Source organism: Rhizobium sp. BK049, from assembly GCF_014193135.1.
Taxonomy (GTDB): Bacteria; Pseudomonadota; Alphaproteobacteria; order Rhizobiales; family Rhizobiaceae; genus Rhizobium.
This window is the reverse complement of record NZ_JACHYV010000006.1, coordinates 203,476-228,411: the sequence shown is the minus strand read 5'-3', so window position 1 is coordinate 228,411 and position 24,936 is coordinate 203,476. Positions and strand designations below refer to the sequence as shown.

At 61.8% G+C, this 24,936-nt stretch carries 28 protein-coding genes; 15 read left to right on the top strand and 13 right to left on the bottom strand.

Going from position 1 to position 24,936, the window contains the following annotated elements; all coding sequences use genetic code 11:
• Positions 1–39: 39 nt before the first annotated feature.
• Positions 40–1,242, top strand: coding sequence for an AI-2E family transporter (locus tag FHT70_RS09075; protein ID WP_097599332.1), 1,203 nt, complete (start codon positions 40–42; stop codon positions 1,240–1,242).
• A gap of 18 nt (positions 1,243–1,260) precedes the next feature.
• Here the strand turns inward: FHT70_RS09075 and FHT70_RS09070 are convergent, their stop codons facing one another.
• Complete coding sequence (locus FHT70_RS09070) at positions 1,261–1,719, bottom strand: GNAT family N-acetyltransferase (protein ID WP_183700416.1); 459 nt, start codon at positions 1,717–1,719, stop codon at positions 1,261–1,263.
• Between the two features lie 129 nt (positions 1,720–1,848).
• Between FHT70_RS09070 and FHT70_RS09065 the strand changes: the two genes are divergently transcribed.
• Positions 1,849–2,268 carry a hypothetical protein gene (locus tag FHT70_RS09065; protein ID WP_097599330.1) on the top strand — a complete coding sequence of 140 codons (420 nt, stop codon included), beginning with the start codon at positions 1,849–1,851 and terminating at the stop codon, positions 2,266–2,268.
• Here FHT70_RS09065 and FHT70_RS09060 read toward each other — a convergent pair.
• From FHT70_RS09060 to FHT70_RS09050, 3 genes are all read right to left on the bottom strand, one after another.
• Positions 2,265–3,410 carry a DUF2336 domain-containing protein gene (locus tag FHT70_RS09060; RefSeq protein ID WP_183700414.1) on the bottom strand — a complete coding sequence of 382 codons (1,146 nt, stop codon included), beginning with the start codon at positions 3,408–3,410 and terminating at the stop codon, positions 2,265–2,267. The genes FHT70_RS09065 and FHT70_RS09060 overlap by 4 nt on opposite strands.
• 101 nt (positions 3,411–3,511) lie before the next feature.
• Positions 3,512–4,129, bottom strand: coding sequence for a flavin reductase family protein (locus FHT70_RS09055; protein ID WP_097599328.1), 618 nt, complete (start codon positions 4,127–4,129; stop codon positions 3,512–3,514).
• A complete protein-coding gene (locus FHT70_RS09050) occupies positions 4,129–4,713 on the bottom strand; it encodes a nitroreductase (RefSeq protein ID WP_085778232.1) in 585 nt (194 codons plus the stop codon). Before FHT70_RS09050 ends, FHT70_RS09055 begins: the two co-directional genes overlap by 1 nt.
• A gap of 113 nt (positions 4,714–4,826) precedes the next feature.
• Here FHT70_RS09050 and FHT70_RS09045 point away from each other — a divergent pair, with 113 nt between their 5' ends.
• Positions 4,827–5,930, top strand: coding sequence for a hypothetical protein (locus FHT70_RS09045; protein WP_183700412.1), 1,104 nt, complete (start codon positions 4,827–4,829; stop codon positions 5,928–5,930).
• A 253-nt stretch (positions 5,931–6,183) separates the two neighbouring features.
• Here the strand turns inward: FHT70_RS09045 and thrS are convergent, their stop codons facing one another.
• The 5 genes from thrS to FHT70_RS09020 all read right to left on the bottom strand — a co-directional run bounded on the left by thrS (position 6,184) and on the right by FHT70_RS09020 (position 10,110).
• Positions 6,184–8,190, bottom strand: a complete 2,007-nt coding sequence (gene thrS / locus FHT70_RS09040; protein WP_183700410.1) for a threonine--tRNA ligase — start codon at positions 8,188–8,190, stop codon at positions 6,184–6,186.
• A 117-nt stretch (positions 8,191–8,307) separates the two neighbouring features.
• Positions 8,308–8,835 (bottom strand): DUF1697 domain-containing protein, encoded by a 528-nt coding sequence (locus FHT70_RS09035; RefSeq protein WP_085778234.1) that lies wholly within the window; start codon positions 8,833–8,835, stop codon positions 8,308–8,310.
• The gene (locus FHT70_RS09030; RefSeq protein WP_183700454.1) at positions 8,832–9,260 is read right to left on the bottom strand and encodes a DUF2267 domain-containing protein; all 429 of its coding nucleotides are present in this window, start codon (positions 9,258–9,260) and stop codon (positions 8,832–8,834) included. Before FHT70_RS09030 ends, FHT70_RS09035 begins: the two co-directional genes overlap by 4 nt.
• Complete coding sequence (gene yidD, locus FHT70_RS09025) at positions 9,257–9,658, bottom strand: membrane protein insertion efficiency factor YidD (protein WP_183700408.1); 402 nt, start codon at positions 9,656–9,658, stop codon at positions 9,257–9,259. The genes FHT70_RS09030 and yidD overlap by 4 nt, the downstream gene beginning before the upstream one ends.
• Before the next feature lie 5 nt (positions 9,659–9,663).
• The gene (locus FHT70_RS09020) at positions 9,664–10,110 is read right to left on the bottom strand and encodes an iron-sulfur cluster assembly scaffold protein (protein ID WP_183700406.1); all 447 of its coding nucleotides are present in this window, start codon (positions 10,108–10,110) and stop codon (positions 9,664–9,666) included.
• A 311-nt stretch (positions 10,111–10,421) separates the two neighbouring features.
• On the opposite strand from FHT70_RS09020, the gene folE reads away from it, so the two are divergent.
• The 3 genes from folE to FHT70_RS09005 all read left to right on the top strand — a co-directional run bounded on the left by folE (position 10,422) and on the right by FHT70_RS09005 (position 12,593).
• Positions 10,422–11,036 carry a GTP cyclohydrolase I FolE gene (gene folE, locus FHT70_RS09015; RefSeq protein WP_097599323.1) on the top strand — a complete coding sequence of 205 codons (615 nt, stop codon included), beginning with the start codon at positions 10,422–10,424 and terminating at the stop codon, positions 11,034–11,036.
• A 25-nt stretch (positions 11,037–11,061) separates the two neighbouring features.
• Positions 11,062–11,514 carry a phosphoribosyl-AMP cyclohydrolase gene (hisI, locus tag FHT70_RS09010; RefSeq protein ID WP_183700404.1) on the top strand — a complete coding sequence of 151 codons (453 nt, stop codon included), beginning with the start codon at positions 11,062–11,064 and terminating at the stop codon, positions 11,512–11,514.
• A gap of 116 nt (positions 11,515–11,630) precedes the next feature.
• Positions 11,631–12,593: a patatin-like phospholipase family protein gene (locus tag FHT70_RS09005; protein ID WP_183700403.1), complete on the top strand. Its 963-nt coding sequence runs from the start codon at positions 11,631–11,633 to the stop codon at positions 12,591–12,593.
• 50 nt (positions 12,594–12,643) lie between these two features.
• Here FHT70_RS09005 and FHT70_RS09000 read toward each other — a convergent pair whose 3' ends face one another.
• Both FHT70_RS09000 and FHT70_RS08995 read right to left on the bottom strand, forming a co-directional pair.
• Positions 12,644–13,078, bottom strand: coding sequence for a CBS domain-containing protein (locus FHT70_RS09000; protein ID WP_097599322.1), 435 nt, complete (start codon positions 13,076–13,078; stop codon positions 12,644–12,646).
• Between the two features lie 95 nt (positions 13,079–13,173).
• Positions 13,174–13,962 (bottom strand): rhomboid family intramembrane serine protease, encoded by a 789-nt coding sequence (locus FHT70_RS08995; RefSeq protein ID WP_183700401.1) that lies wholly within the window; start codon positions 13,960–13,962, stop codon positions 13,174–13,176.
• 260 nt (positions 13,963–14,222) lie between these two features.
• Between FHT70_RS08995 and FHT70_RS08990 the strand changes: the two genes are divergently transcribed.
• The 7 genes from FHT70_RS08990 (at position 14,223) to FHT70_RS08960 (ending at position 20,992) form a co-directional block, all read left to right on the top strand.
• On the top strand, positions 14,223–14,867 hold the full coding sequence (locus tag FHT70_RS08990; protein ID WP_183700399.1) for a PAS domain-containing protein: 645 nt from the start codon (positions 14,223–14,225) through the stop codon (positions 14,865–14,867).
• Positions 14,868–14,992: 125 nt separating this feature from the next.
• Complete coding sequence (locus FHT70_RS08985) at positions 14,993–15,604, top strand: PilZ domain-containing protein (RefSeq protein ID WP_183700397.1); 612 nt, start codon at positions 14,993–14,995, stop codon at positions 15,602–15,604.
• A gap of 384 nt (positions 15,605–15,988) precedes the next feature.
• Positions 15,989–16,960 carry a prolyl aminopeptidase gene (pip, locus tag FHT70_RS08980; protein ID WP_183700395.1) on the top strand — a complete coding sequence of 324 codons (972 nt, stop codon included), beginning with the start codon at positions 15,989–15,991 and terminating at the stop codon, positions 16,958–16,960.
• Positions 16,961–17,312: 352 nt separating this feature from the next.
• Complete coding sequence (locus FHT70_RS08975) at positions 17,313–17,918, top strand: transglutaminase-like cysteine peptidase (protein WP_183700393.1); 606 nt, start codon at positions 17,313–17,315, stop codon at positions 17,916–17,918.
• A 220-nt stretch (positions 17,919–18,138) separates the two neighbouring features.
• Complete coding sequence (locus tag FHT70_RS08970; RefSeq protein ID WP_183700391.1) at positions 18,139–18,924, top strand: hypothetical protein; 786 nt, start codon at positions 18,139–18,141, stop codon at positions 18,922–18,924.
• Between the two features lie 140 nt (positions 18,925–19,064).
• Complete coding sequence (locus FHT70_RS08965; protein WP_183700389.1) at positions 19,065–20,603, top strand: serine hydrolase; 1,539 nt, start codon at positions 19,065–19,067, stop codon at positions 20,601–20,603.
• A 113-nt stretch (positions 20,604–20,716) separates the two neighbouring features.
• Positions 20,717–20,992: a hypothetical protein gene (locus tag FHT70_RS08960; RefSeq protein ID WP_183700387.1), complete on the top strand. Its 276-nt coding sequence runs from the start codon at positions 20,717–20,719 to the stop codon at positions 20,990–20,992.
• 44 nt (positions 20,993–21,036) lie between these two features.
• Here FHT70_RS08960 and FHT70_RS08955 read toward each other — a convergent pair whose 3' ends face one another.
• Together FHT70_RS08955 and FHT70_RS08950 are read right to left on the bottom strand one after the other, a co-directional pair.
• Positions 21,037–21,474 (bottom strand): DUF1489 family protein, encoded by a 438-nt coding sequence (locus FHT70_RS08955; protein WP_183700385.1) that lies wholly within the window; start codon positions 21,472–21,474, stop codon positions 21,037–21,039.
• A gap of 60 nt (positions 21,475–21,534) precedes the next feature.
• Positions 21,535–22,938, bottom strand: a complete 1,404-nt coding sequence (locus FHT70_RS08950; protein WP_183700383.1) for an L-serine ammonia-lyase — start codon at positions 22,936–22,938, stop codon at positions 21,535–21,537.
• A 229-nt stretch (positions 22,939–23,167) separates the two neighbouring features.
• On the opposite strand from FHT70_RS08950, the gene FHT70_RS08945 reads away from it, so the two are divergent.
• Together FHT70_RS08945 and FHT70_RS08940 are read left to right on the top strand one after the other, a co-directional pair.
• A complete protein-coding gene (locus tag FHT70_RS08945) occupies positions 23,168–23,932 on the top strand; it encodes a DUF599 domain-containing protein (RefSeq protein ID WP_097599313.1) in 765 nt (254 codons plus the stop codon).
• Complete coding sequence (locus tag FHT70_RS08940) at positions 23,932–24,921, top strand: heparan-alpha-glucosaminide N-acetyltransferase (RefSeq protein WP_183700381.1); 990 nt, start codon at positions 23,932–23,934, stop codon at positions 24,919–24,921. Before FHT70_RS08945 ends, FHT70_RS08940 begins: the two co-directional genes overlap by 1 nt.
• Positions 24,922–24,936 lie beyond the last annotated feature (15 nt).

Sequence of the window (24,936 nt, the reverse complement as noted above, 5' to 3'; positions counted from 1 at the left end):
TGGCCCATAACCAGAGTACAACAATAAGAAGAGGCGCGCGTGGGTGTGTTCGACCGTCAGAAAACCAATCATGAGCCGCGATGGCTGGGGCCATCGGCGCCGACGCGCACGCCGCTGATTCCCTCCATCTCTGCGGCGCGCTGGCTGCTAGTGCTGGTCGTCGCCGCTGGAGTCTATTTCTTCTATGGTTTTCTCGTGCCGGTGCTTGCTGCCCTGGTCATCGGCTTTGCCAGCTGGCCGCTCTATCGCAAGCTGCTTGCCCGCGTTGGCGGGAATACGACGGTCGCCGCCACCATCGCCATCCTCATGATCCTTACCTTCCTGGTCATCCCGATCGGGCTCGCGGTCACCTATACGACGGGCGAAGTGCGCACCTGGCTCGCGTGGGCGATCCACGCCAACCGCGCCGGCGCCTCGACACCGGATTGGATCGTCGCCTTGCCGTTTGCCGGCCCCTATCTCGATGATCTCTGGACCAAATATGTCGGCAGTCCCGGCGCGCTCGGCGAACTCATTCAGGCGATCAGCGGCGCTCATATCGGCAACATCTATCGCGCCGTGCTGGCAGCTGGCGGCGGCGCTTTCCATCTTCTCCTGACGCTGCTCTTCATGCTGATCGCGCTGTTCTTCGTCTATCGCGACGGCTTCTCCTTCTCCAAGCAGATCGACATGCTGGGCGAGCGCATCCTGCCGAACCGTTGGGAACGCATTTCCCGCGTCGTCCCGGCAACGATCAGCTCCACCGTCATGGGCATGACGCTGATTGCGATCGGCGAAGGCATTGTGCTCGGTGTGGCTTATTGGATCGCCGGCGTGCCGTCGCCGGTAACGCTCGGCGTGCTCACGGGGGTGATGGCGCTGATACCAGGCGGTGCGCCGCTCTCCTTCACGCTCGTCTCCATCTATCTCCTGGCGAGCGGCTCGCATGTCGCTGGCATCGGCCTCTTCGTCTGGGGCACTGTCGAGCTCTTCATCGTCGACAAGACGCTGCGACCGAAGCTCGTCGGCGGGCCGATCAAGCTGCCCTTCCTACCGACCTTTTTCGGCCTTATCGGCGGCGTCAAGACGATGGGTTTTCTAGGCCTCTTCATCGGTCCGGTGCTGATGGCGCTGATCGTCGCCATCTGGCGCGAATGGATCCACGAGGCCCGCAACGCCGAGAGCAGCGAAAGGGTGCCGCAGATCGTCATCGACGAACAGGCGCCGCCGGCGAAACCGATCCCGCGCGTCGCCGAAGGCTGAACCTGCCTTCGCAGGCTGCTATCCCAGCCGCTTTTCCATGAACAGACTGAGCGGATCCGGAAGATAGGTGCCGAAAGCCTCGATCTCCTGGTATCCGTATTTACGGTAGAGGGCGATCGCCTCCGGCTGGTGGATGCCGGTTTCGAGCCGGATCGCCGTCAGCCGCTTTTCCCCCGCGATCGCCTCCAGCGCATTCATCAATCCGCTCGCGATCTTCAATCCCCTCGCCTGCGGGTCAACGAACATGCGCTTGATCTCCGCCGTGCCGTCGCCGGCCTCGACCAGCGCGCAGCATCCGACGATTGCCCCCTCATTGCGGGCGACGAAGAAGCTTACCGAAGGTTTCTCCAGCAAGGAGAGGTCGACCATGTGGTTGCTCTCCGCGGGATAGAGCGACGCTGCATAGGCGTCGGAAAGATCGAGAAGGCGGATGACGCCGTCCTGGCGCGGCGGCTCCTGGGTGACAGTGACGGACATGATGGTTTCCAATGTTTGCGGTAGGCGCAAATTTTGCGACATGACGAAGAGTTAATGCCTTCGCCTTGTTTCGGTTGGAATTGCGCCGTCTAAGGCGATCTCAAGGTTCAATAGCCAAGGAGGCAGAATATGCAAGCGGTGCTCATCGCAATGACCATTCTCGGTTGCGACGATTCCGTCAGTCAATGCAGCTATGTCGCAACGGTCGACAAACGCTGGGAAACCGTTGCCGCTTGCGATGCCGAAGCCGAACGCCGGCTCAAGGCCTATGCCAATGTCAGCTATCCCTCTGTCATCGCCGTGTGCGAGGCGCCGAAAGCGCTGGCCGCCGCCGAACCGCCGAAACCGGCGCCCTTGCCTGCCGCCGCGGCCGACACCGCTCCTGTGGCACCCGAAGAACCGACAGGCCTCGCCGGCTTTGCTGAAAACATCGCCGGCCAGGTCCGCGCACATCTGCCATCCGGCCGAGACGTCAGGGAGACGCTTTCCAAACCCGTGCATTTCGTATCCACCAGCTATTCCTGGGTGGTGACCCGGCTGAACGACTAAGCCGCCGCAAGCGCCGCATAGATGCGGGCCGTTTGGCGCTGCTCGGTGACATGAAGCTTTTCGACCATGTCGAGCAGTTCACCGGCCGCGCCGTGTGCACCATAGTGATGGCGGAATTTTTCGAGAAGACGGCCGCCGACCGTGCCCAGGATGCTGCCCGGGGCCCTTCGAGTGGCCTCGCGCCACAGAAGCGTCGCCTCGACGAAGATCACGCTGATATCCCTCGGCAGGCCGGCAGATTCGTAGAGGGCGCGAACCGCGTGCATGCGGCCGGTTGCCAGAATCGAGCGCACCCTGCGCTCGCTGCACGCTGTCAGATCGACGATTGCAGCAGCGAAGAAGTCCAGCTTGCCGACGCAGAGCGCATGCATCAGCAAGGACGGCGTCAGGCGGCCGTTGAGGCGCAGATGTTCGACGAGATCCGGGATCTCCCGCGGCGCGATATCACCGGCGATCGAAACGATGGCTGCCTCGGTCGCCTCGCGGCTGATGCGCTGGAGCCGCTGCAGGCCGATCGCCGCCTGCGCCAACGGCAGGCCGACCAGCGCATTGCTGACATGCTGGGTGAGCAGCTGGCGGGCATCGGCCGGAAGATCGCTGCGGTCGAGCAGCAGGTTGCGAATATCGCAGCAATCGCCAAGCCGCTCGGCGATCCGTTTCAACGATTGGCTGGAGATGGCCGCGCCATCGTTTTCGAGCAGGCAGAGCACTTCGTCTTCATCGCCGACCTCCGCAAGTGCAGCCGAGACCGGGCGCGTGACATGGGCCCTGGCCGCGATCAGCATGCGGGTGGCGCCATTGCCGCGCGCGGCGAGGTCGACGAGATCGGCGTCGCTGAGAAGCGGCGAACAGGTAACGGCGTGGCACGCAACCTCGGGCTGGTCCGCGGCGAGCGAAAGGATCAGGCTGCGCGGTGCGTCGGGTGACCAGGCGATCGCCTCGGCCAGTGCAAGCCGCACACGCGGCGACGGGTCATCGAGAAGAAAGGTCATCGCCATTTCGGCTGCGGCCCGCTCCTCTCCGCTCATCTCGGATTGCAGATAGGCTCGACCGAGTGCGTTCGCGGCCCGGGCCCGATCACCGGTCTTGGCCGTTTCGATCCAACGAAGGAAAGCTTCTACGATCACGCGACGCCCCAGCACTTGAACGCGATTCCTTCGCGTTTCATTCAATGCTGTGACCGTAGCGACAAAAGGTTTAAGATTGGTTCACCATATTTCTTAAGCCTTTCTATGCCTTGCCTTCAGGCTCCCGCCTTTGGTATCTGCGGCCGGAACATCTCGAAAACATCGCTGCCTTCGCTGTAATCCATGTAGCCCATGCGGGCGACAGGGCGGGCGATCGACATGTCGAGGCGGCCGTCCCTGACGATCGCCTCGTCGATATGGATGCCGACCACCTCGCCGAAGACGAGGACGTTTTCAGACGGCGCGCCCGATAGCGTTTTCGGCTCGATGATTTCGGTGACCCTGCATTCGAGCACGGCGTAAGCCTCGCCGACATAGGGCGCGTCAATCAGTTCGGACTGTTTCGGCGTCAGCCCGGCGAAATCGAATTCGCTGTTGCCGTACGGCAGCGCCGCCGAGGACAGATTCATCTTTTCGGCGAGATCGCGGCTGACGAAATTACAGGTGAAGGCGCCGGTTTCCCCCGCATTGCGCTGGCTGTCCTTGCGACCGGCGGAAGAAAACATCACCAGTTTCGGCCGGTCGGCGACAGCGTTGAAGAAGGAATAGGGCGCAAGATTGATTGAGCCGTCTCTGCCCTTGCTGCCGATCCAGCCGATCGGCCGCGGCGAAACGATCGCCTTGAAGGGATCGTGCGCAAGGCCATGCCGGTTGCTGTCGGTGGTGTAGAACATCAGTCCGCTCCCCCGACCCAGGTCACGGTATCGGCAAGCTCCGGCCGCGGCCGCTCTATCGCCGGGAATGTCGTCGAGCCGATATGGATGAAGCCCGCCACCTTTTCGCCAGGACCGACGCCGAGCAGAGGATAGGCGCGCTCATCATAGGCGAACCATTCCGTCAGCCAGTTGGCGACATAGCCGTTGGCATTGGCGGCAAGAATGACGTTGAAGCAAAGCGCGCCCGCCGACATGACCTGCTCCCATTCCGGGATCTTGATGTGCGGCCCCGCCTTGCTGACGACGGCGACGACCACGGGCGCGCGCGTGAAGCGGGTGCGCTCGACCTGGATCATCTCTGCGGAAAGGTCCGGCTTTGCCTCGAGCGCCAGTTTGAGAAGCTCCTCGCCGAGGCGCGCACGCTCATCTCCGCGATAGACGATGAAGCGCCAGGGAGCGATCTTGCCGTGGTCGGGAACGCGCGAAGCAAGCCGCAGGATCTCTTCGATTTCGGCCTTTTCCGGGCCGGGTTCGCACATCTGGAAAGCGGGAATGGAACGGCGCACGGCGAGGTAATCGATCAGCTTGATATCGGATTTCATGCGGGAGAAACTTTCATTTTTATGCTGCTGCAAAGCGTGGGTCTTGAATTTGCCATCGCGTTGGTCTTGAAGTGGCCTTTGCGATTTCAGAAGTCAATCGGTTCACGAAACAGATGTTTGGCATTTCGCCTCTTGCACGCATCGGCCTCGCCATCGCCCTGATGGTATTGATGCCCCTCGGCGCCGGTGCGCAGGATGCCTTCAAGGATTTCAAACAGCTCGACTCGACGTCGAAGATGCCTAAGCTCAATGCCTTCATCGCGCCCGGCGCCGCGCCTGAGGGCGCCAAGCTGCGCGACGTCGCGATGGAAGCCAAACTGACGGCCGACGGTACGCCTGTCGAGGATGGCCTTTCCTGGTATGTCTTCAGCCCGATCGCCGGCGCCGACGGCAAGCTGCCGCTGATCGCCAGCGCCAAGGGCGGACCCGCCGCCTTCCAGCTCGCTCCGGGCGATTATTTCGTCAATGTCTCCTTCGGCCGCGCCGGTGTCACCAAGAAGCTGACCGTGCCTGCTGACGGCGAGGTCGACAAGCAGGTGATGGTCCTTGATGCCGGCGGCCTGCTGCTCAATGCCGTCTCCGGCACTGATGCCCGCATCCGCCCCGACCAGCTGAGCTTCTCGATCTATTCCTCGGAAGTGCGCGACGATGGCGAGCGCGGTCTCGTGATGGCCGACGTCTCGCCGAACACCGTCGTGCGCCTCAATGCCGGCACCTATCACATCGTTTCCGAATATGGCAGCGTCAACGCCGTCATTCGAGCCGACATCCAGGTCGAGGCCGGCAAGCTCACAGAGGCAACGATCCAGCACCGCGCCGCCCAGATGACCTTCAAGCTGGTCTCCGAAGCCGGCGGCGAGGCGATTGCCGACACGGCCTGGTCGATCCTGACTGCCGCCGGCGACAGTGTCGGCGAAAGCGTCAGCGCCTTTCCGACCATGGTGCTTGCTGAAGGCGAATATTCTGCCATCGCCCGCAACAAGGACAAGATCTATCAGCGCGATTTTACAGTGGTTGCCGGCCGGAATACCGATGTAGAGGTTCTGATGAAGGACCAGGAGCCGCAGCAGCCCGAGAGCCCGGCGGCCCGCACGGTGCAGCAGGCGCCAGCCGGCACGCCGCCGCCTGCGGGTGTCCAGGCGGCTCCGGAGGAGCCTCTGCCCTCCTACGAACAGCTCGTGCCACAGGGCGGCGGCGACGGCGCCAGCCTGGATTGATTCTACCAGGCACGCTTCTGCAGCGTGCCAGCGATCAAGCCGATCGGCCGGCGCTCTGCAGCGCCGCGCGTCTGATCAGACGCGCATAGGACGCTATCATTTTGGATCTACGCATCGGCCGATGCGCTAGGCGCGGATTTCATTCATTGACAGGAAGATTTGGAAGTGCAGACGAGAGGCGCATGGGCGGCTGCCCTTCGCGAAAGATATTTCCGACAGCGCCGAAGTCGGCGCTGTCGTATTCCCCCTATTTTCAGGCCGCCTTGGCTTTCTTTGCGTCGACCTTGCGACGGATGTCGGGCGGCGTGGCCTCGAGGGTGAGGCTCTCGACGGCGGCGTCAAGCTCCATCGAAACCTGGTCCTGGCTGCCGAGGCGGCGGATGTTGACCGTGCGCTCCTCGGCTTCCTTCCTGCCGCAGACGATGATGACAGGAACCTTGGTGACGGAATGCTCGCGGATCTTGTAGTTGATCTTCTCGTTGCGGAAGTCGGTCTCGACGTTGAGACCGGCCTCGCGCAGCGCCTCGGCCACTTCAAGCCCGTAGGCATCAGCCTCCGATGTGATCGTTGCGACCACCACCTGCAGCGGCGACACCCAGAGCGGCATATGGCCGGCGAAGTTCTCGATCAGGATGCCGAGGAAGCGTTCCATCGAGCCGCAGATGGCGCGATGGATCATCACCGGCTGCGTCTTTTCGGAGTTGCTGTCGATGTAGAAGGCGCCGAAGCGCTCCGGCAGATTGAAGTCGACCTGCGTCGTGCCGCATTGCCATTCGCGGCCGATCGCATCCTTCAACGTATATTCGAACTTCGGACCGTAGAAGGCGCCCTCGCCCGGCAGGATGCCGGTCTTGATGCGGCCCTCTGACTGAGCCTCGATCGTCTTCAGCACATCGGTCATGACGGCTTCGGCGCGATCCCAGAGGGCGTCGGAGCCGACGCGCTTTTCCGGACGGGTGGAAAGCTTGACGACGATTTCCTTGAATCCGAAGTCTTCATAGACCGACAGGATCAGGTCGTTGATCTTCAGGCATTCGGCGGCCATCTGCTCGTCGGTGCAGAAGATATGCGCATCGTCCTGGGTGAAGCCGCGCACGCGCATCAATCCATGCAGCGCGCCCGAAGGCTCGTAGCGATGCACCAGCCCGAATTCCGCCAGACGGATCGGCAGCTCGCGATAGGACTTCAGGCCATGCTTGAAGATCTGCACGTGGCCGGGGCAGTTCATTGGCTTCAGCGCGAAGACGCGGTTGTCCGCTTCCTTGTCGTCGGGATGCGTCATCGCATGCGCCGATTTTACGGCGAACATGTTTTCCTGATACCAGCCCCAGTGACCGGAGGTTTCCCAGAGCGACGTATCGAGCACCTGTGGCGCGTTGACTTCTTCATAATCGACGGCAAGCCGACGGCGCATATACGCGACGAGCGTCTGAAAGATACGCCAGCCCTTACCGTGCCAAAAGACGACACCCGGGCCCTCTTCCTGGAAGTGGAACAGGTCCATTTCGCGGCCAAGCTTGCGGTGGTCGCGCTTTTCGGCTTCCGCCAGCACATGCAGGTAATTGTCCAGGTCGGCCTGATCGGCCCATGCCGTGCCGTAGATGCGCGATAGCATGGCGTTGTTGCTGTCGCCGCGCCAATAGGCGCCGGCAACCTTCATCAGCTTGAAGGCCGTGCCGACCTGGCCGGTGGAGGCCATATGCGGGCCGCGGCATAGGTCGAACCAGTCGCCCTGATGATAGATCTTCAGATCCTGCCCTTCCGGGATCGCATCGACGAGCTCGACCTTGTACTGTTCGCCCTTGGCGGCAAAGACTTCCTTGGCCTTCTCGCGCGACCAGATCTGCTTGGTGAACGGCGCGTTGCGGGCGATGATCTCCTTCATCTTCTTTTCGATCTTCGGCAGATCGTCGGGTGTGAAGGGCTCGTTCTTGGCAAAGTCGTAATAGAAGCCGTTCTCGATGACCGGGCCGATCGTCACCTGAGTGCCGGGCCAAAGCTCCTGCACCGCTTCGGCCATCACATGCGCGGCGTCATGGCGGATGAGCTCCAGCGCACGAGGATCCTTGCGGGTAATGATCTCGATCTTGCCGTCGCTCACGGTATCGGAAAGATCGCGCACGGCGCCGTCGATCGCGATGGCGACGGCGCTCTTCGCAAGCGACTTGGAAATGGATTCGGCGACATCCCTGCCGGTCGCGCCAGCAGGGAAACTGCGCACGGAACCATCGGGAAATGTCAGGGAAACGGATTGGGACATCGAAATTCTCCTTGTCCAGTCCCGCCAACGAATGCGGGTGGTTGAAATGACGCGACACCCAAGCGGGAGGCGCTGCCGCCTGATACTCAGGTTTCGCTCGGGAGTAAAGCAGCCGGCTCACATGATCATTTGCGCAAGACCGCAAACGGTGTTCCAGTTGCGCATCGTTCCGACGCCAAGCCGCTTGGTCGTCAGCGCCGAAAGCAGTTTTGACTGGCTCGGTTTGCCGGCGAAATCGATCCAGAGGTCGCCGCCGACGACGGCGATGCGTTGTCCTTCGGCCATCAGCGGCTTCAGCGCCTCCACCTTCTCAGGATCGATCGGCAGGCGCATCACCCGGACGATCACCTGGTCGCCGCTGCCGTCCCTGAAGGGGTTGGTGCCGCAGAGCGCCATCCAGGTGCAGTCGCTGCGCACGATGATATCGACATGTTTGCCGAACTTTTCTTCAAAGGCCTCTTCCAGCGCAACCTCGATTTCATGAGGACGCATGTCGTCGGCCTCGAAAACGAGATTGCCTGTTGAAACCAGAGTGCGCGGCTCGCGATAGCCGAGCTCTCTGGCAAGCGCGCGCAAGTCTTCCATGATCACCCGGCGACCTGGCGCCAGGACGATGCTGTGCAGCAGGGCGATGAACGTGCTCATGGCCGCCAGAACTCCGCTGCTCCTTCTGGCAAGGTCTGTAGCACCCTGTCGAATGCCGTTTCGTCGACTCGTTTTCGCACGGCCGCCGCCACGTCGCGAATGGCGGTGTCGGGCGAGAAATTGTGGTCACTCCGCAGTGACTGAACTTCGCGAGTCATTGTCCTGCGATCCTCGAAGGGACGTTTGACCTCATCGGGATCCCAGTCGGCAACGAAAATCGCCCGCAGCACCGGCGGCAGCAGATTGGCAAAGCGGATCGCCTCCTCGATATTAAGCCGTCGGCGAAACGTTTGGAAGACACCCTGGGTCATCGTATAGATCGCATTTCGGCTGTCGATCAGCGTATCGGTGCGGACGTCGTCCAGGTAGGCGTCGAAATCTGAGGATGCACGCCTGTACTCGCCGGGCATCGTCATCTTGCTCAACCTCTCTTGCGTCCGAGCGAGAGATACCGCCACGGTGTCCACCAGCGGAATCCGTCGTCAAGCACTTCCGGAACGGGATCGAGGCCGCTGGTGCCGCCCGGGCCGCAACGGCCCACTCGAAACAGCGTCATCCAGCCGCCGGCCCATAATCCGTGGCGGGCGATCGACTCGTAACCATATTCCGAGCAGGTGGGGACATGGCGGCAGGCATTGCCGACAAAGCCGGAAAGAGTCAGCTGATAGAGGCGGATAAACCCCATGCCGAGCAGGCGGTCCGGGGTCTTGCGAAACGGCCCGCTATAATTGCGGGAGTAGTGCGCATTTCTCGCGTGCGGCCGTCTTGCGGCCGCGCCGCCATCGTCCTCATCGTCAGCATGCCGGACGCAAGACTCGCACATTTCGGTTACGCCTCGACAACTTCCGCTCGTTTCGCCTCGATCTGCCCGATCGCATCGACGACGGCGTCGAAGGTCAGCATCGTGGAAGCGTGACGAGCCTTGTAGTCCCGCACGGGCAGGAGATAACGCATGTCTTCGAACCGTCCGCCGGGCCCTGCCCCGTCCGCCTTCAGCATAGCGAGCATGTCCAGTCGCGCCTGCCGCAATTCGCCCGATGTCGCGCCGACGACATGGCGGGCCATGATCGAGGACGAGGCCTGGCCGAGCGCGCAGGCCTTCACGTCATGGGAAAAACCGGTCACGACATCGCCATCCATCTTCAGCCAGATCCGCACCTTGGAGCCGCAAAGCCTGGAATGCGCCTGGGCGGTCGCATCGGCATCATCAAGCATCCCGGTCAACGGAATATTGCCGGCGAATTCGAGGATTTTGCTGTTGTAGATGTCGTCCATGCTGGATTTCCGCTCCAAAATCGCTGCGGATCGGCCTAAATAGGGCTGTCATTGTCGTTGAAACAAAAAACACATCGTGTCATCCGAGGATACTTACATATAATGGCCGTCTTCCTATATGTATGTCGTTCCAAGGCCATGAAAATGCAATGGCCTTGTGTAAGTTTGATTGGGAAACCGTGCCGGATGGGCGCTTGAAATCAGCCCTGAAAGCCCCGGAGCCTGCCAAAGGTGCATGAATTCCCGCATGGGACTGACCAGTGGCGATTCCGACAGATGGGTCCGCGATGCGGGCCAGGAGACCATTGATCATGGACGCCATCGTAAAGAACTTTCCGCAGCCGAACCGTGAATCGGACCGCCCCTCCCAGCAGGAAGCGGAAGAAGCCGTTCGCGTTCTGTTGCGCTGGGCCGGTGACGATCCGACGCGCGAAGGCCTCATCGAGACGCCGGCTCGTGTCGCCAAAGCATACCGCGAGCTTTTCGCCGGTTACGACATGGCGCCGGAAGACGTGCTCGGCCGAACCTTCGAGGAGGTCGCCGGTTACGACGACATGGTCCTCGTCAAGGACATTCCGTTCTACTCGCATTGCGAACACCATATGGTTCCGATCATCGGCAAGGCGCATGTCGCCTACATGCCTGATGGCCGCGTGCTCGGCCTGTCGAAGATTGCCCGTGTCGTCGAGATCTATGGGCGGCGCCTGCAGACCCAGGAAACGATGACCGCGCAGATCGCCCGGGCCATTGACGATACGCTTAACCCGCGCGGTGTTGCCGTACTCATCGAGGCCGAACATATGTGCATGGCGATGCGTGGCGTTCAGAAGCAGGGTTCGACCACCTTGACCACGACGTTTACCGGAACGTTCAAGACCGAGCCGGCCGATCAGGCCCGTTTCATGAGCATGGTGCGGAGCCGCTGATACCGGCTCCCTCGGGAGGGCCGCAATGAGTCAACTGATCTTCAATCAACCATCCGAGGACAAGTCGGCGTTGGAAGACGCCGGCGATTTCACGCCGCGTTTCGATGACCGTGGCCTGATCACTGCGATCGTCACCAACGCCGGCGATGGCGAACTGCTGATGGTGGCGCATATGAATGCCCAGGCCCTGGCGTTGACCATCCAGACGGGCACGGCCCATTATTTCAGCCGGTCGCGTGGCAAGATCTGGAAAAAGGGCGAGACCTCGGGCAATCTTCAGACAGTGAAAGAAATTCGCACCGATTGCGATCAGGATGCCATATGGCTGAAGGTCGAGGTCGCCGGCCATGACGCGACCTGTCACACCGGCCGCCGTTCCTGCTTCTATCGGACGGTGACGCTGCGCGACGGAAAGCCGATGCTCGACATCGTCGATGACGAGCGTCATTTCGATCCGCAGGACGTCTACGGAAAATAGACTGAACTATACTGGCATTTGCCCCTTATTGTGCCAGAAACCAGTTCTATATACCATTTGGCAACCGATCGGGCACACTATCAAGACTTACGTGTTCTACTGGAGGGGAGAGCGCAATGCTGAACTGGAGTCTGCACCGTCAAAGCGCTGAAGGCGAAGGTTCCGGTTCTGGCATGGCGACGATACTCGAGACAATCCCTGCGCCCGCGCCTGTCACCAGGATCAAGATCGCGCTCGCTCTTGGCGGCGGCGCGGCCCGCGGCTGGGCCCATATCGGCGTCTTGCGTGCTTTGGACGAAGCAAAGATCGAGATCGGCATGATCGCCGGCACATCGATCGGCGCGCTGGTCGGCGGCTGCTATCTCGCCGGCAAACTCGATGAACTCGAAAGCTTCGCTCGCTCGCTGACCATGCGCCGCATCGCCAGTCTGCTCGATCTGACGATCGGCGGCAGCGGGTTGTTCGGCGGCATGCGGCTGACCAAACGCATGCAGGAGCATCTCGAGGGCCTGAACGTCGAGGATCTGGACCGGCCGTTCGTCGCAGTCGCGGCCGAGGTCAATACCGGCCATGAGGTCTGGATCGCCAATGGTTCGCTGATCACGGCGCTGCGCGCCTCCTATGCGCTACCCGGCATTTTCGAGCCGGTCCGCAGCAATCACCGCACGCTGGTCGACGGCGCGCTGGTGAACCCGGTTCCCGTCTCCGTCTGCCGCGCCTATGAGCAGCCGCTGGTCGTCGCCGTCAATCTCAATTACGATCTCTACGGCCGCTCGGCCGTCGTCCGGCACAATGCCAGCCTCTCGCAGCAGGAAGTGCAGAAACAGGAAGAGGCACCCTATGCCCGCCTCGGCATGACCGGAGTCATGGTGCAGGCCTTCAACATTATCCAGGACAGAATTGCCCGCGCTCGCCTTGCCGGCGATCCGCCCGACATTTCGCTGCAGCCGCGCCTAAGCTATATCGGCCTCTCGGAATTCCACCGCGCCGGTGAGGCCATCGAGCGGGGCTACGAGGAAGCCAGGGCCAGGCTTCCCGAGATCAAGCGCATGCAGGAAGTCTGCGCCAGCGCTCCGTGACGCGTCGCCCCGACAGGAGCGACAGCACGTTTGAACGAACAGCCGCACCCTCAGCCGGCAATATAGGCCTTGATGTCCTCGGCTTCGCGCTCGACTTCGGCGATCCGCGATTTTACCACGTCGCCGATCGAGATGATGCCGGCAAGCTTGCCGTTGCTTTCCACCGGTACGTGGCGGAAGCGGCGGCTGGTCATCAGTTCCATCAGCTCGTTGACGGTCGTCTCTTCGTGGCAACGGTAGACTTTTGAAGTCATCACCTGCGAGAGCGGCTGATCGAGACCCCCCTTGCCGTGTTTGGCGATGGCATGCACGAGATCGCGCTCGGTGAACATGCCGGAAATCCGGTTCTCCATGCCGACGACAACGATGGCGCCGATCTTCTTCTTGCTCAGAATCGCGGCTGCCTCGGCGACGGTGGTGTTCGGCCCGGCGGTGACGACGTCCCTGCCCTTCAGGTCGAGGATTGCTTTGACTGAACTGGTCATTCGAACCTCCTTTGTCGAGCCTGTGACATGTGTCACAGGCATCCACGACGGCTTCTCCCCCCAATCGCGGATCGTTCGATGGTGCACCGCCCGGCTCAGGATTGCAACATATCCTTCTCCGCTCCCTTCGGTTCTGCAGGCGGCCGTGGCGCCCGGTCGAACAACGAAAACAAAAGGAATCCGAAGACGAAGCCGCCAATATGCGCATCCCAGGCGATCTCTTGGTCGCTGTCGCCTACGAGCGGAATGCCGACGGCGATCAGGGCGTTACCGACCAGCCAGAGAAGAATGAAAATGACGACGGTCCGGCTCTTCAGGGCGTCGACGACAGAAAGCCGGGCGTTGAGATGCGCAACCGGCATCGGTCGCCGATCGGCCGGAAAGGCGAATCGGCAGGCGGCCCCCATCAGCCCGGAAATGACGCCCGACGCGCCGATCACCAGCGATACGTCTCCCCAATTCAGGATCGCGTGCAGGGCGGCGGAAGCGGCGGCGGACAAGATCCAGAAGAACAGGAAGCGTAACGTCCCGATGCGGCGCGCGACCGGTGCGCCGAAGGCCATCAGCCAGAAGGCGTTGAAGAGGATATGCTGGGTGCTGCCGTGCAGCAGCGAATAGGTAACGGGCGTCCAGAACAGCTCCAGCCCCTGCTGCGATAGCGGAATCACGTAGCGAGCGGGGACGAAACCGAAGGTAAACAGCAGCCAGCCCACCGCATCGTCCGATAGAACGAGCGCCTGCACTGCATAGATGAGGATAAGCAGGCATAGGCTGAAGAGCAGCGCCGGCGGAAGGTTGAAGACCGGTACGCGCGGGGGCCGCGCCGGCGGCTCGGCCTCGGAAGGTTCGGGCGCCTTGTCTGGCGCGCCCGTCTGCTCGTTCATCTTTATCGCCTCGTTGAGGTCTCAGCCATACAGGAGGCATGACCAAAAAAAAAGCCGCCCGTAGTGCCGGGCGGCGTAACCCGAATTCCTGGAAAGACCCCGGATCGGCAGATTGTGCTGAACTCCGAAAGTCGGAGCGATGGCTGGACATTGTCACGATGGACGCCGCGCCTCAACCGAAACCCTTTCTTAACCTTAACGGCCCGGATCTGGCATGAAATCCGCAAGGTAGAAGCTGTACGGGCAATGACTGCCCGAAAATGCTCCGGAATGGGACAGGTTGGTGTGAAATGCGTGTTCAAACGACCATCGAAATTTTTGACTACTGGAACCATATCCGCGGCGCCGCCGATGCGCCGCTGAAATCACAGGTTGAACCCTCTGCCGTTCCCCATCTTCTGCAAAGTCTCTTTATCCTTGAGGCGCGCGACGACGGAGACATCGTTTTCCGACTCGCCGGCACCCGCATCTGCGATTTCTTCGGGCGCGACCTGCGGGGTGAACATTTTTCATCCCTCTGGGCGCATGGCCAGCATGCGGACATTGAACGCACGGCGATGGGCGTCATGGACCATGCCATGCCGGCCCTGTTCAACGCCACCGGCTACAGCACCGTCGGTCATCAGGCCTCTTTCGAGATCATCATGATGCCGCTGCGCTCGTCTAACGGCGCCTGCGACCGGCTGCTCGGCGCGATCGCTCCGACGGCGGCTGCGAGCTGGCTGGAGATCGTGCCGCTGGAATTCCTGGCGCTCGACCGCAGCCGTCTGCTGCCCGAAAAATTCAGCAAGGCCACGCCGGCCGAACTGCGCTCGATCAACGAGGTCGTCGCGGCAAAAGGCATCGGATTCGGCCAGGCCATGCGCCGCATGGTGTCACAGCTGCTGAGCGCCGAGGCGCGTTAAAGCGTCTCGTTTCGGGACACGGCGCGCACTCGTTTTCGGCTATGTCACAATAGGGCGAAACAACCTTCTGTTAATGGATTGGAGGTAAGGATTAATCTCTCCAGTTTTCATGAAGAAGCCCTTTGATGCACTCGTTCCAGCCAGCTCAGACGCAACGACCTGCGCCGCGCCCTGAACAAGGCGTTTTCCAGCGTGTGCCGATCAATATGCAGGGCCGGCTCATGCTTGCGAATTACGAGGAATTCGAATGCATGGTGATCGACATGTCGCCCGGCGACATGTACGTCACCTGCTCCGGCCGGCCGCGCGCCAACGAACGCGTTGTCGCCTATATCGACCATCTCGGGCGCGTCGAAGGTTACGTCCAGACACTCGACGGCCGCGGATTCACCATGTCGATCAACGCCACCGAGCGCAAGCGCGAGAAGCTCGCCGCCCAGCTCACCTGGCTTGCCAACAAGCACGAGCTCGGCCTGGCGGAAGATCGTCGCCACGACCGTCTGACGCCGCGTGATACGAAGACCGAACTCACGCTCGAGGATGGCACGCGCTATACCTGCCGGATCATGGACCTGTCGCTGTCGGGCGCCGCCATCGACGTCGAAATGCGTCCCTCGATCGGAACGGCGGTGCGCCTCGGCAACATGCGCGGCCGCGTCGTGCGTCACTTCGTCGAAGGCGTGGCGATCGAATTTCTGTCGATCCAGTCCCGCGAGACGCTGCGCGAATTCCTCTGACAGCCTGAAAAAACCGATGCCCTGCCGCGAGCCTTTGTGGCGGGTCCATTGATGACGGACAGCTCCAAAAGCGTTTGTCAAATCGGAGCCGCACCGGGTCTGTCGTGCACCGGGTCAGGTCGTTTGAAACGCACAAGCCTCCCCGCAAGCGATCTGCAAGCGGGCAGCAAATCCGGCTTTGGAAGATTGGCGCGAATCCTGTCGCAAGTCCTTCCAACCGGTAAGCACATAAAGTTATGAGTGGAACAACCTGCGCCATTGTTCGCCCGGAGCAGGTCGCGTGAAATCGGGCAGGATTGTTTTGGCCGGCAATTCCGTCCTGTCATCCGTCCTCCCTTCGCCATGGACATGATGGATAAGCCTATCTCGACCGCAGGTGCACCGATGCCAGCCCTCTATCCGGAAATCGAACCATACGATCACGGCCTACTCGATACGGGCGATGGCAACCTGATCTATTGGGAAGCCTGCGGCAACCCGATGGGGCGACCGGCGCTCGTCCTGCACGGCGGGCCCGGTTCAGGCTGTTCGACCGCGGCACGCCGGCAGTTCGATCCGGACGCCTACCGGATCATCCTTTTCGACCAGCGCAATTGCGGCCGAAGCCTGCCGAGTGCAGCCGATCCCGAAACCGATCTCTCCTGCAATACGACCTGGCATCTCGTCGCCGATATCGAAAGGCTGCGGCTCTTCCTAGGCATCGAGAGCTGGCTGCTGTTCGGTAACTCCTGGGGCTCGACGCTGGCGCTCGCCTATGCCGAATCGCATCCACAGTGCGTCAGGGCGATTGTCATATCGGGCGTGACCACCACGCGGCGATCGGAAATCGACTGGCTTTGCCGCAGCATGGCGCCGCTTTTTCCGGAAGAATGGCACCGCTTCCGTCAGGGAATCCCGTCCGGCACTCCAGGGCTGGACGACGACATGGCCAGCGCCTATCACCACCTCCTCAATGATCCGGACTCTGAGACGCGTCTCAAGGCGGCGCGAGACTGGCATGATTGGGAAGCAGCCTCGATCCTGCTCGCCGGGGAAGGACTGCCGCGCCGCTGGGCCGATCCGGCTTATGTGCTGACGCGCGCCCGCATCATCACCCACTACTTCGTAAACGGAGCCTGGCTGGAGGATGGCGTGCTCTTGAAGAACGCCGCGCGACTTGCCGACATTCCCGGCATCCTGCTGCAGGGGCGGTTCGACATCGAGGCGCCGCTCGTCACCGCCTGGGAACTGGCCCGCGCCTGGCCACAAAGCGAACTCGTAATCCTTCCGCACGCTTCCCATTCCACCGCAGGTCCCGACATGAGCGCAGCAATCGTCGCCGCCACCGATCGATTTCGCGATTTTTCTCAAAAATAATTTTAATGCCGGACGCCGGAATCCGAGCGATATTCTGCTTTCGGCCCGTTCCAACCGATCGATTCCACCGGCATTTCCGCCGCACACGTCCCGCCGTAGCGCCGCCGGCACTTATCCGGCCCAGCGAAAACTCTTAACGCCGCGACGGCGGCGCAGGCTTTCCGTGGACGAAGTCCTTGTCGCGCCCATTACAATTTTAATCGATTTCGACTCAAATACGCACTCAAGTTTATTCGCATTCGAGCCAAGTTTTATCGGCATTTGAATCAACTAAGACTTTAATTCTATTGCGTAATTTTGCGTGAGATAAAAACGTCCGTGTCATTGTCGCCTCAACTTAGGGGAGACGGCAATGACGACTGCGAACATCCTGAAAGGCGGCCTTCTGGCTAGTGCGATCATGATGGGAATGGCGGGCTCCGGACAGGCAACGCCCGCCAGCATGGCACTGGCAGGCAATGCCAGCCCGCCGATCGGACACTATGAATTTTGCAAGGCCAATCCGACGGAATGCGCCTATGCCGGCGGCGATGCCGGGCCAGCCGTCCTCACGGAGGACCGCTGGAAGGAAATTCTCAAGGTCAACTACACGGTCAATTCATCGATCCAGCCGGAGACGGATGAACAGATCTATGGCATCGAAGAGCGCTGGGCCTATCCGACCAGCGTCGGCGATTGCGAGGACTATGCCCTGCTGAAGCGCAAGATGCTGATCGAGGACGGCTTCTCGCCATCCGACACGCTGATCACCGTCGTGCTGCAGCCGAACGGCGAAGGCCACGCTGTGCTGACCGTCCGCACCGATCACGGCGACTTCATTCTCGACAACATGCGCAACAAAGTGCTGCTGTGGTCGGACACCGAATACACCTATCTGAAGCGCCAGTCCGCCAGCGATCCGGCCCGCTGGTCGAAGCTTCAGGACGGCCGCGCTGTCGCCGTCGGCAGCGTCAGGTAAACCAGCCAGCCGGCAAAGCCGACACAGGTTTCGGCCCGGTCAGTCCCCGCATCCCGTCCCCGACCGGTGCCTAAGAGCCGTTCCCGCTGTCCCGGGAACGGCTCGCTCCTTTTTGAGACAGAGGTCCACCCCGGCACAACGGCGACCCGAAATCTTAGCGAAGTATTAACCCTGCCGGCTCGATCATGGCGATGAGATTCATCATCGGCACCGGCGGCTCATGTTCTTCCTGCGGCGGACCGAAACGCGAAGAACCGCCATGAGCCAAGCCGCCCAAAGCGCACCCGACGAGCAGCCGCTTCTTTCGAGGAGGTTTCTTCTGCGCACGATGGCGGTGATATCGGTCCTAGCGGTCCTGACCGTCGCCATCAGCATCGCCGGCCGTTGGTTCGGCCGGCACATCTCCCTTGCCGGCAACACCGACAGCACGGCTGAAATCACGCTGACCATCGGCCGCGACACAGTGAAATTCCCCGAAAATACCATCCGCTTCCCGAGCCAGCGGCATGACGGCGTCGCCGAGCGCGTCGATCTTTACCTCGCCTGGCCCTCCATGCGGGGTTACGGCAAGGACAACCATCTGCGATTCGACGATGTCGCCCAATCCTCAGGCCTCATCTTTCTGCAGATCGCCCAAAGCACCATGTCGCGCGACATGTCCGGCCGGCTGGAGCCGATCTATTCACATCTGATCGAGGGAGCAGCCGAACCTTTCCCGGACGGATTGACACTCCATCGACTTCGCGCCGACGCCGGTTATGGCGGAGAAGTGCTGCTCACGGCCCCGGTCAAAGGCGGGCCGGACTACGTCGTGCGCTGCATATTGCCTTCAACTCCGGACAAGGCCGCAAGCGGAGATTGTCAGCGCGACATCAAGGTCGGCAAGGATCTCAGCGTCCTCTACCGATTCTCCAGCAGCCATCTCGCCGACTGGGAACATATTGATGCCGCGATCCGCCTCTTTGTGGAGCCGCGTCTTGTGAACCGATCTGTGACAGGTCCCTAAAATGCCGGCGGAGAAGGCATGAAACGATTCATCATAAACGGATTGGTAACGCTGAATCGGTAATTTCAAAAGACGAGCTGTGCGGCGGGGGGTGTGCGGTTCCTGCCCAATATCTGAAATGCAAAGCGAAGAGTGGAATAGTGTCAAGGTCAGTCTCCTCCGTATCATCGTCCCGGTCCGGCAGCTTCTTCGCGAAGCTCCTGGCGATCCTTTCGATGGCTCTCACGGTCGTCCTGGTTGATTCGGTCAATGCCGACGCGGAGGCGGCCAATCCGAAATATGCGGGCATCGTCGTCGACGCCAAGACCGGCAACGTTCTCTACAGCGAGAATGCCGATCGGCTGCAATACCCAGCCTCTTTGACCAAGATGATGACCCTTTACATGACCTTCGAGGCCTTGGAACAGGGTCGCATCCGCCTCGATACGCCGGTTCCCTTCTCCGCTCACGCGGCCGCCCAGGCGCCGACCAAGCTTGGCGTGCGCGCCGGCGGCACCATCACCGTCGAGCAGGGCATCCTCGGTCTCGTCACTCTGTCGGCCAATGATGCGGCAACCGCGCTTGGCGAGATGCTCGGCGGCAGCGAAGACCGCTTCGCCCAGATGATGACCGCCAAGGCGCATGCGCTCGGCATGACGCGCACCACCTATCGCAACGCCAACGGCCTGCCGAATACGGCGCAGATGACGACGGCCCGCGACCAGGCCCGCCTCGGCATCGCCCTTCGCCAGCATTTCCCGCAATATTACGGCTATTTTTCCACCCGCGCCTTCAAGTTCGGCACCCGCACGATCCGCAGCCACAACCGGCTGGTCGGCTCCGTGCGCGGCGTCGACGGCATCAAGACCGGTTATACCCGCGCCGCCGGCTTTAATCTGGTGAGTTCGGTGCAGGTCGACGGCAAGTCGATCGTCAGCGTCGTGCTCGGCGGCACTTCCGGGTCGGCTCGCGACGCCCAGATGCGCAACCTGATCGCCACCTACCTGCCGAAGGCGTCGAGCCGCGGCGGAAATTCGGCGCTGGTGGCCCAGACAGCCCCCGCCCCTGAAATGATCGAAACCCCCGCTCCGGTTCAGCCGCAGAAGGCCCGGCAGCAGGTCGCTTCACAGCAGGTTGCCCCCCAGCAGGTCGCAAAGACGATCACTGCGGCGCAGCCGCCAGTTTCTGCCGCTGCAGCCGATCTCGGCCTGCCGCATAAGGGCCCGCTGCCGGATGCGCGCGAGGTGGCCGAGACCGAGGTTGCCTATACCGAAACATCGGCGCCGAAGTCCGACAACCCGCTGGTCGCCCAGACGATGCCAGCGCCGACCAGGGTCAAGACCACGAGCTTCAAGCAGCAGGTTCCGGTGGCCGCACCGGCTGCCCACGACGACGCCGCCGTCGACCACGTCACGACCGCTTCGACCAGCAACACCCCGGCAAGCGCCGCACCGGCGGGCTGGGTGGTGCAGGTCGGCGTCTCGCCGAGCCGCCAGATGGCCATGGACCTCCTGGAGAGCGCCAAGAGCAAGGGCGGCAAGGCGCTGGCCTCGGCAAAGCCCTTCGCCGTCGCCTACGGCGCTGGCAATGACCAGGTCTACCGCGCCCGTTTCGGCGGCTTTGACGATCAGCGCGATGCGGTCAACGCCTGCAAGGCCTTGAAGAAGGCCGGCATCAAGTGCTGGGCAGCCGCACAATGAGCTATTCGGTGCTGCCTGCGACAGGGCCGGCGGCACCCCTAACGGCCGGAATCGGTGTTTGCGTTTCCGGCCACCGGTTTTGAACTCGATCAGTAGTGCGTACGGGGAAAACAATGGCGATCAATGAGAATGTTCCGGGAATGCCAGTGGACCGCCGCGGCGGGGCCAAAGCGCGTTCACCCCTGCATCCGCTGCACGAAGCGGCTCTGCGACTTGCCGAAATCGGTCTGCAACGACCGAGGGCGAAGTCCGCCAAGACCCGGGATCTCATCAACCTGCTGCTTTGCCACGGCGCCCGCGCCTGGCGCTATTCGCAGCCGGAAGCCCGCATTCATCTGCATGTGACGTCGCCGGACGGCAGCGCCCCGGTGCAACTGCGTCTGCGCTGAAATCCACAGGCCGTTGTCTGAAACCGGCATTTAGGGCGATAAAATTAGAGCAGGCCGAGCTCTGTCAGCTCGCGGCGCAGCTCCGCGGGCATTTCGGCGATCCCGGCGCCCAAGCTCGTCAGATCGGGCGGCACGTCGTCCTGCGTATAGTAGCGCCAGCCCTGGAAGGGCCGCTTCGGCTGTCCCGCGGTTTCGACGACCTCCGGGCCGAGCATCAGGCGGCAGCGTGAAATTCCTTCATCGTCGGTGAACGTTTCGATGTCGAGCAGCCTCTGCCTCGCCTGCACCTGTCCCTTGATCACCCAATAGAGCGAGCCGCCGTCGAGAAGCTCCTCCATGCGTTTGGGCACCATGCGCGTCGTGTGAACCGAATGCGGTTCGAGCCCGGCGGCTATGGCGCGCAGCGAGCGCTCCGCCACCCATTCGCGCAGATCCTCGATCGAGTCGGCGCCGACACAGAGTTTGATGAGATGCAATGCCATGCCGCCGTTGAAATCCTTTTGGCGGCGGGCGTCAAGTGTGAAGCTATGGAGTTCGCACGCTCAGCATTCGACGACGTTGACAGCCAGGCCGCCGGTCGAAGTTTCCTTGTATTTCTCGCTCATGTCGTGGCCGGTCTGGCGCATCGTCTCGATACAGGCGTCGAGCGGCACGAAATGCTGGCCGTCTCCCTTGACGGCAAGCGAGGCCGCCGTGACGGCCTTGACGGCGCCAAGCGCGTTGCGCTCGATACAGGGAACCTGCACGAGGCCTGCGACAGGATCGCAGGTCATGCCGAGATGATGTTCGAGCGCGATCTCGGCGGCGTTCTCGATCTGCTCCGGCGTACCGCCCATTACGGCAGCAAGGCCCGCGGCCGCCATCGCCGCGGCCGAGCCCACCTCGCCCTGACAGCCGACCTCGGCGCCGGAGATCGAGGCATTGTGCTTGATGATGCCGCCGATCGCCGCAGCCGTCAGCAGGTAATCGCGGATGCCGTTCTGGTCCCAGTCCTCGTGGAAATGCTCATAGTAGCGGATCGTTGCCGGAATGACGCCGGCCGCGCCATTGGTCGGCGCGGTGACGACGCGCCCGCCCGCCGCATTCTCCTCGTTGACGGCCATTGCATAGACGCTGAGCCAATCATTGGCGAGCAGCGGATTGACACGGTTGCTGCGCCACTCCTCCTGCAGCTTATCGTGGATGCGGCGGGCACGGCGCTTGACATTGAGGCCGCCGGGCATGACACCCTCGACCTTGAGGCCGCGCTCGATGCAGGAGCGCATTGCTTCCCAGATGCGATCGAGCCCCTGATCGAGCTCTTCTCGGCTGCGCTGGCTCTCCTCGTTCGCGCGCTTCATCTGCGCGATCGAAAGCCCCGAGCGCTCCGCCATCTCCAGCATCTGCTTGGCGGTCGAGAAGGGATAGGGCACGCGCACGCCGCCCGTCGCATTCTTCTTCGCCCGCATCTGCTCCAGCTCGGTGTCGGTAACGACGAAGCCGCCGCCGACCGAATAATAGATGCGCTTGAGGAGCAGCCGGCCGTCCTTGTCAAATGCGGAAAAGATCATGCCGTTGGCATGGCCTGGCAGCGGCTGTTTCTTGTCGAAGATCAGATCGGTCTTCGCCTGAAACTGGTAGGCCGGATGGCCCGCAGGCGTGATGCGGCCGGTGCGCTCCACGGTATCGATGATGCCGTCCATCCTGTCGGGATCGACACTGTCGGGCGCTTCGCCCATCAGTCCGAGAATGACAGCCCTGCCCGTGCCATGGCCGATCCCCGTATGGGCGAGCGAGCCATGCAGGCTGACCTTGATCGCGATGACCTGAGCGCCCGATGACGGACGCGGCCATTCGTTCGACAGGATCAGGTCGAGAAAACGATTGGCTGCCGACATCGGCCCCATCGTGTGCGAGCTCGACGGTCCGACACCGATCTTGAACACGTCGAATACCGATAGAAACATGGATGCGCCTTCTGAACACTGGAATGCGAATTTAAACCCCGCCGGTTTCGGATCCCAGCGGCGAACCGACATCGCATGGAGTCGGTGCGACATTTCACACTAACGCAGCGCTCTGAAAATCGGAATCGCTTTTCATAGCGCTATATCATTCCGGGCACGCCCTGCCGGTCATTGCAGCATCGCGGCGCATATGTAAGGTGGCCGCATTCATGCGGAGACTGAATCGTTGATGACGACGGCGGATTATATCGCTCTGGCCTTCTTTGCCTGTGTCTGGGCGGGTTATTCCTGGCTCTTGAAGGGCCGCACCTTCTTCGGCCGCACCAGCCTGACCCACGCGATGACCGAACGGCGGCGGGAGTGGATCTACAATTCGCTGCGCCGCGACCTGAAAATGATCGACACGCAGATCATGGCCGGACTGCAGAACGGCACGGCCTTTTTCGCCTCAACCTCGATTTTCGCGATGGGCAGTTGCTTCGCGCTGCTCGGCGCAACGGAGAAGGTCGACGCAGTCTTTGCCGACCTGCCCTTCGTGCTCCATGGCGGCCACGCCGCCTTCGAGATGAAGGTCGGTGGCCTGGCGGCGCTTTTCGGCTATGCCTTCTTCAAGTTCGGCTGGTCCTATCGGCTGTTCAATTACTGCACCATCCTCTTCGGCTCCATCCCGATGATGCGCGAAGCCGAGAGCGACATCATCGCCGCCGAGCGGGCCGCCGAGCGCGTCATCCGCATGAATGTCATCGCCGGCAGCAATTTCAACGAGGGTCTCAGGGCAATCTTCCTGTCGATCGGCTATCTCGGCTGGTTCATCAATCCTTACGTCTTCATGCTGACGACGGCGACCGTGATCTTCGTGTTGACCCGGCGACAGTTCTTTTCGCAGGCGCGGCTGGCGATCATGGATGCGGGCCCGCCATCAAATCTCCACCTTTCTGCTATTCGCCGCGACACGCCGTCGAACGACGGAAATGATTTGACCGGGGGACTTTGATGACAATGCCGGCAATGCAGGCCGATGGGGTGGCAAGACCGCCGCGCATCGGCCTATTGGATACGGCGCGCGGCGTCGCATTGATTGCTATGGCGAGCTACCATTTCACCTGGGATATGGAGTTCATGGCCTATCTGGCGCCGGGCACGGCCGAGACCGGCTGGCTGAAGATCTATGCCCGGGCGATCGCCACGACCTTTCTCTTCATCGTCGGCATCAGCCTGGTGCTCTCCAGCACGCCGACAATTCGCTGGCCGTCCTTCTGGAAACGTTTCGGCATGATTGCCGCGGCGGCTGCGGTCATTTCGATCGCCACCCGCATCGCGATGCCGGATACGTGGATCTATTTCGGCATCCTGCATTGTATCGCGGTGCTCACGCTCATCGGCGTCGTTTTTGTCAGATTGCCGGTCGCCTTCACGCTCCTCGTCACAGTCGCGCTCCTTGCCGCCTGGATTCTCGATAATTTCGGCACACCGGGTCTTCTGCGCTCATCCTTATTCGATCCGAGATATCTCGCCTGGATCGGGCTTGCCGAAACGCCGCAACGCTCTAACGATTATGTGCCGCTGTTTCCCTGGGCTACGCCGTTTTTCGTGGGCTTGAGCAGCGCCTTGATTGCCATCAGAACCAGGCTGCCGCATCGGCTCGCGGCCATCGGCACAGGCTCCTGGTGGCCGGCGAAGCTTGGCCGCCACAGCCTTGCCTTCTACCTCGTTCATCAGCCGGTGCTGATCGCGATCGCTTACGGACTTTCCCTTGTCGTCCCGCCGCCGCAGCCGGATCCGGTCGAAACTTACCTTAGGCAATGCAACTCCGCTTGCGTCATGCAGCAAGGCGAAGCCCTCTGCCGCAGCTTCTGCCAGTGCACGCTCGACAGATTGCAGGCTCAGGCGCTGCTGACACCGCTGCAGGCGGGCAAGATCGATCTGCAGAGCGATGAGCGAGTCCAGACGATCGCCGGCGAATGCAGCGCCGAGGCGCAATAAAGGTTCGGCGCCACC